Source organism: uncultured Agathobaculum sp., from assembly GCF_963927765.1.
In the GTDB taxonomy this organism is placed as follows: Bacteria; Bacillota; Clostridia; order Oscillospirales; family Butyricicoccaceae; genus Agathobaculum.
The window spans coordinates 1-6346 of sequence record NZ_CAWVCU010000093.1; the positions used below are offsets into that span (position 1 = coordinate 1).

A 6346-nucleotide genomic window follows, 5' to 3' on the forward strand; every position below is an offset into this window, starting at 1 on the left:
GCGCCCTCCTCTCTGTTATACGCGCGCCAAGGCGCGATTGTTATTCCTGCGGCTGGTCGGCGGCACGAGTTTTCTCGATTTCCTCCAGCAGATGCTTCTGCGTATCATCGAACAGCAGGCGCTTGTTGTGCGCAAAGTAGGCTTCGCACCCGAAATTCTGGATAAACCAAGAGGTAAAGTAATTCGCGGTCAGTTCGGTTGCAAACAGCACCATCTCCTGACTGTCCCCAATGGCTTCGTCAAGGAAGGCAAAGGTGTTTGCCAGCGCGCGGTCGGTCTGGTCGGCGGCATCCGCACGCGCTTGCACATCGGACTGAAATTTCTCCTTGAGGTAGTCGAATGTGCGTCCTGACGGGATTTTTTCCATTGACAGTCCTTGCCGGAAAGCATCCAGTCGCTCGGTCTCGCGGGACGCGATAAACAGTGCGTCGCGGTCGGTCGAACCGGCGGCGCGGCGGCGGGAGAGCGCGGCGCGCTTGTCGTCCAGCAGCGTGCCGAGCGTGGTTTCACCTTCGCGAATGCGAATGAGGTCCTGATGCAGCGCGTCGGTCAGACCGTCCTGACGGTAGGTTTCGCGCGCGCTGTCCGCCAGCCGGGACAGCAGCAGACCAAGTACGCCCAGCTTTTCGTCAAACGGCGCGCCGGAAAGCTCGGAGGCGCGCACGCGCTCCCAAGTGCCGTCGAGGATTTCCTCCACGCGGTAAACGCGCTTATATTTCTCGTATAATTGCAGATAATTTGCAAAATCGCTGGCGACGCGCGGCAGCTGCAAGTACTGCTCGACCACCTGCCGATCGACCGGTAAACCAAGCGTTTCATACACCTGCATTAGCTCGGACAAATCCTCCCAGCCGCGCGCGGTGACGAATTGCAGGCCGTCGGCCGTCGCTTCGACGCGGTAAAAATGGTCGCGCCGAATTTCCAGATAGGACAAAATCGCGCCGTGGATGCCGCGGCGATAGGCGTATTCCTTCCAGACCGCGAAATCTTCCTCCACGTCGATGCGCTTGACGCGGTCGAGCGTGACCACGTCGAACTCGCGCACGGACTTGTTGTATTCGGGCGGGTTGCCCGCGGCAACCACCACCCAGCCCGCAGGCAGCTGCTGGTTGCCGAAGGTTTTGCACTGCAAAAATTGCAGCATCATCGGTGTGAGCGTTTCGGAAATGCAGTTGATCTCGTCGAGGAACAAAATGCCCTCGGAAACACCCGTGCGCTCGATCTCGCGATAGACCGAGGCGATGATCTCGCTCATCGTGTAGGCCGTGACCGTGTATTCCTGCCCGCCGAACTTCTCGTGCTCGATATAGGGCAGGCCGAGCGCGGACTGGCGCGTGTGGTGGGTCAGCGTATAGGACACCAGTCCCACGCCGGTTTCATCCGCGATCTGCTCCATGATCTGGGTTTTGCCGATGCCAGGCGGGCCCATCAGCAGGATGGGGCGCTGCCGGATGGAGGGGATGCGGTATGCGCCGAACTCGTCGCGCGCGAGATAGGCGCGCAGCGCGTTTTTGATTTCATTTTTGGCTCGTTTGATGTTCATATCGGTTCTCCTATCTCGTCCTCGCGCAGCACGGCGCGGATCGCCCACGGCGGGACGTTTTCGGGATAAGCGCCGCCCTCAAGCATAACGAAGGCTGCGTCGTATTTGGGTCGCTTTTTCGGATAGATACCCAGCCCGTCGGTGAAGTAAATCAGCCCGCGCAGATGGTGGAACGCGCCCTCGCTCACCAGCCGGTCAACGTATTCGAACACCGGTCGGAAGTCGGTTGCCGACTGGCCGATCAGCTCAAAATGCTCCATATAATCCGCGAGGTCGCGGGCGTTCGTGATGCGTTTGTCCGCGCGGATCTGGTCGTCGCACTGTAAAATGCGCAGGTTAATGTGCCGGAAAAATCTTTCGCTGTCCTGTAACAGCTCGTAGGTGCGGGCAAGAAAGCTGCGCACCAGCTCGCCGGAGGTGGACATCGAGGTGTCAATCGCAATGACAAAATCCTCGATCTTGCGCACCTCGCGTGTCTCGAGCGGCTCGATCAGCGGCATGTTGCCGAAGTACCGCAGGCCATAGGCATAGTAGCCGTAGTCGAAGGAATCCGCGTCGACCGCGACTTCCTCGCGCAAGGCGGCGAACCGCCGCAGAAAGGCGCGGTAATCGGTCGTTTGCTGGGTGGTGACGGAGAGTTGCTCGCGCACAGCTTCGCCGCCCATCGCCTGATTGGAGAACACCGTCTCCATGGCGGTCTGGGTGCGCTCGGCGCGCTGCTGCCACTGTCTGTCCTGTTCGTCGTCGCCCTCTTCGGGCCAGAGCGAGTGCTCGTCGACCGCGAACACGCGCGCGAGGGTGGCGCAGTCATAAGAGTTCAAGCGGTTGCGGCGAAATTGGCGGTAGATTGCCTCGGCGGTCAGCACGGGCATCTCCGCGCGCAGGCTGCGGTACAGGTTTTGCCGCCGAACGGATGGCTTGTCCGCCTGCAAACAGCGGTAATCCAGCGTGTCCAGTATGCTTTCGACCGCCACATCGCACGCCAAATCCCACAGATCGCGGTCGCGGCCGCGTGTTTTGGCGGGGTGGCGGAGCAGGCAGTGGAACACGCTGTGCAGGTAGGCGCGATTGACACGCGGGCGACCACGTTCGAGCTGCTGCGCGAGCCATGCGCCGTTGAAATACAGGCTGCGCGCGTCGGTGGCAAGCGTGGCGGTATCAAAGCCGTCGGAGACGGCCAGTGCGGACAGCGCGACGTCCAGAAACGGCAGGCTCATATATAATTCGGTGCGGATGGAGAACAAAATCTCGCGCCCGAGGGCGTTCCAGCGTTCGCTTTGGGACATAGAAAAGCTCCTTTACAAATCGAAGGTTTTGGCGCGTCCTTTGGCGGCGCTTTTGCTGGAGGCAGCCAGCAGCACAGACAGCGCCGCGGTCTGCTCCTTTTCGCGGGCAGCGTTACAGGCAGCGTCCACATCGGCGGCGGTCAGGACGCCGAGCGACAGTAGAAAGGAAATCGCCGCGCTCTCGCCCGCAGCGGCGCAGGCGCGCAGCAGTGCGCCGCCATGCGCGCGCAGGCAGTCGAGGTAGGCCTCGCGCGCGGTATCGGACAGGGCGTAGGGCACAGCCAGCCGCCGCGCCGCAACCCGTGCAGCAACCGCAAAGTCGTGCCGCTCGAGCAGGCCGGTCAGTGCAAGGTCGTATTGCCGAAAACTGAGGATGCCCGCATCAAAGCACTGGCGGTAGCCGTAGCCCGCGCCATGGATGCGGCGCTGGAAGATGTGCGCGGGGGAGAGGTCTTCCAGTTCCTCTGTGTAGGCAGGAAACAGCAGGCGTGCGGGCGCGCCGCTGTTGAAACGCACATCCAGTTCGCCTGCGTGCTCGCCCAGCAGCTTTTGCAGGCAGGTCGGGGCGTTTGGTTCGGCACGCAGCACGATCGTGCGCAACGCACGGCAGTTCATCAGTGCGCCGCCGCCAAAATCCGTGACTGTTTGGGATATCGTGATGGTTTCCAGCCGACGGCAGTTGTAAAACGCATAGCTGCCCACGCTTTGCAGCGCGGCGGGCAGGAAAACCGACCGGATGGCGTTCGCGTCGTGCGTCGGCTGCGCGCCGCCGCAGGTAATGCGGACGGAAAATGATTCGCGTCTGGACAGGTCAGGTGCACGCTCGCTGAGCGCGTATGCGCCCAACTGCACGACAGGTGCGCCGTCGATTGCATCCGGCAGATGCACGGTATCATCGCGTGTCTCGCAGCGTAAAATGGCGATGCCGCCCGGAACCTGCGCACAGGCCAGCGAAAGATCGTTTTCGCCCTCGATTACATGCATCCTGCACCCTCCTTTTCGGATGATTTTCGTCTGGATTGATTATAGCACAGCCGCGCAAAGGCGGCAAGGCGGGACGTCCCGACAGCAGAATAGATTCTTATAATAAGAAAATATCAAGATAATAAAATATAAAAATTCTCAAATACACTTGACAAATGGATAAGATGAGAATATACTGTGACCATACTGATAAACCAATGACGAAGACGAGTAGCAGGGAGACCAAACCTCCAAGAGAGCCGCGGGTGGTGAGATCGCGGCAGGCAAGGACCCGGTGAATGGACTTTAGCAGGGCAAGGCGAACGGGGGCGACCCCAAGTAACTGCGACGGGGACTCCACCCGTTATCCGGGGAGCGCATATTGTTGGATATGCGAAAGTGAGCGGGCGCTTTTGGCGTCAACTTGGGTGGTACCGCAAGAGTTTGTTTTTTACAAGCTCCTGTCCCATGGATTTTCATGGGACAGGAGCTTTTTATTTTTGTTAACCCACATATTTCATATAAAAAGGAGAGAACCTACCATGGCAAAGATTCCGCACAGATTGTATTTAACCGAAGATCAGATGCCCAAGCAGTGGTACAATCTGCGCGCTGATATGAAGCAGCAGCCCGATCCGCTGCTTCACCCCGGCACGCATGAGCCGCTGCCGGAGGAGGCGCTCTATCCGATTTTCTGCGAAAAGCTGGCGCATCAGGAGATGGACAGCACGACCCGGTATTTCGATATTCCCGAGCCGATCCTCGATATGTATAAGCTGTATCGTCCGTCGCCCTTGTGCCGTGCGTACAATCTGGAAAAGGCGCTCGATACTCCGGCCAAAATCTACTATAAGTTTGAGGGCAACAACACCTCGGGCAGTCACAAGCTGAACTCGGCCATCGCACAGGCGTACTACGCCAAGGAGCAGGGCCTCAAGGGGCTGACGACCGAGACCGGAGCGGGTCAGTGGGGTACGGCACTCTCCGAAGCGTGCGCCTACTTCGGACTTGACCTCAAGGTTTACATGGTCAAGGTTTCCTACGAGCAGAAGCCGTACCGCAAGGCGGTCATGCAGACCTTTGGTGCGGATGTCACGCCTTCGCCGTCGAATACGACTGCGGCTGGCCGTGCGATCCTCGCGGAAAACCCGACGACCGGCGGCTCGCTCGGCTGCGCGATCTCGGAGGCGGTAGAAGTCGCCACCACGCATGAAGGCTACCGCTATGTACTGGGTTCGGTGCTCAATCAGGTGCTGCTGCACCAGTCGATCATCGGTCTGGAAAGCAAGCAGGCGATGGAGATGCTGGATGAATATCCGGATATCGTCATCGGCTGCGCGGGCGGCGGCTCCAATCTGGGCGGCCTGATCGCACCGTTCATGCAGGATAAGCTGCTGGGCAAGGCCGATCCGCGTATCATTGCGGTCGAACCTGCGTCCTGTCCGTCCTTTACCCGTGGCAAGTACGCGTATGATTTCTGTGACACCGGCCATGTGACGCCGCTGGCGCGCATGTACACGTTGGGCAACGGCTTTATGCCGGCGGCGAACCACGCGGGCGGTCTGCGTTACCACGGCATGAGCCCGATCCTTTCCAAGCTGTATCACGACGGCTACATGGAAGCGGTTTCCGCCAAGCAGACCGACGTATTCCAAGCGGCAACCCTGTTTGCCAAGGTCGAAACCATCCTGCCCGCGCCGGAATCCAGCCATGCGATCCGCTGCGCGATCGACGAGGCGATCAAATGCAAGGAAACCGGCGAGGCAAAGACCATCCTGTTTGGTCTGACCGGCACAGGTTACTTTGATATGTCGGCGTACGAAGCATATCACAACGGTACCATGACCAACCATGTGCCGGCGGATGAGGAATTGCAGACCGGGTTTGACACACTGCCTGCGCAGCCGGTATAATAAGGATAGCAACCAAGAGAAGGGGAGATGGCCGTGACCGCGGCAGAACAGTTGCTGGAACACTTGATCTCATGGGCGATCCTGCTGTTTGAATACGTCGGTGTGATCGTGATTATCGTCGCGGGCGTGCGGGGCGTGTGGTATTATGTGCACCGTGATCCATTGACCCGTCTGTCGCTTGCGAAAGGGTTATCCCTTGGACTGGAGTTTAAGCTGGGCAGCGAGATCCTTCGCACGGTGATTGTGCGCGAGTTCAAGGAGATTGGTCTGGTTGGCGCGATCATTCTGCTGCGCGCCGCGCTGACCGTCCTCATTCACTGGGAGATTAAGAATGAAGAACAGGCTGCGGTGGAGTCATCAAAGCAATAGGTAAAAATATACTGTTTCATCAGAGCCGCCGAAAGTGGGTTTCGGCGGCTCTGGTTTGCCTTGTCAGATCGGGTTTACAAAAATAAAAGAAAAATTTGAAAAAAAGATTGACAGCGGATGCGTATTGTGGTATTCTAATTAGGCAGTCGAAACTGAGTAAAAAAGTTCGGCTGAGAAACACAAGTGAATGATTTGCGCCAGTAGCTCAGCTGGATAGAGTGTTTGGCTACGAACCGCATACCCACCCTCTTGAGGGACACCACAAGTTAATA

Annotated in this window: 5 protein-coding genes; 2 read left to right on the forward strand and 3 right to left on the reverse strand. The window is 58.6% G+C overall.

What is annotated here, in order from left to right; translation table 11 throughout:
- Nucleotides 1-40: 40 nt before the first annotated feature.
- Genes ABGT74_RS08430 through ABGT74_RS08440 form a run of 3 tightly spaced genes read right to left on the reverse strand, consistent with a single transcriptional unit; the run spans nt 41 to nt 3813 of the window.
- Nucleotides 41-1543 carry an AAA family ATPase gene (locus ABGT74_RS08430; RefSeq protein ID WP_346705187.1) on the reverse strand — a complete coding sequence of 501 codons (1503 nt, stop codon included), beginning with the start codon at nt 1541-1543 and terminating at the stop codon, nt 41-43.
- Nucleotides 1540-2829: a VWA-like domain-containing protein gene (locus tag ABGT74_RS08435; RefSeq protein ID WP_346705188.1), complete on the reverse strand. Its 1290-nt coding sequence runs from the start codon at nt 2827-2829 to the stop codon at nt 1540-1542. Before ABGT74_RS08435 ends, ABGT74_RS08430 begins: the two co-directional genes overlap by 4 nt.
- 12 nt (nt 2830-2841) lie before the next feature.
- Entirely contained in the window at nt 2842-3813 is a 972-nt protein-coding gene (locus ABGT74_RS08440) for a leucine-rich repeat protein (RefSeq protein WP_346705189.1), read from the reverse strand.
- Nucleotides 3814-4334: 521 nt separating this feature from the next.
- Here ABGT74_RS08440 and ABGT74_RS08445 point away from each other — a divergent pair.
- Entirely contained in the window at nt 4335-5705 is a 1371-nt protein-coding gene (locus ABGT74_RS08445; protein WP_297283313.1) for a TrpB-like pyridoxal phosphate-dependent enzyme, read from the forward strand.
- A gap of 33 nt (nt 5706-5738) precedes the next feature.
- Nucleotides 5739-6074 carry a DUF1622 domain-containing protein gene (locus ABGT74_RS08450; RefSeq protein ID WP_297283312.1) on the forward strand — a complete coding sequence of 112 codons (336 nt, stop codon included), beginning with the start codon at nt 5739-5741 and terminating at the stop codon, nt 6072-6074.
- The last annotated feature ends 272 nt before the right edge of the window (nt 6075-6346 follow it).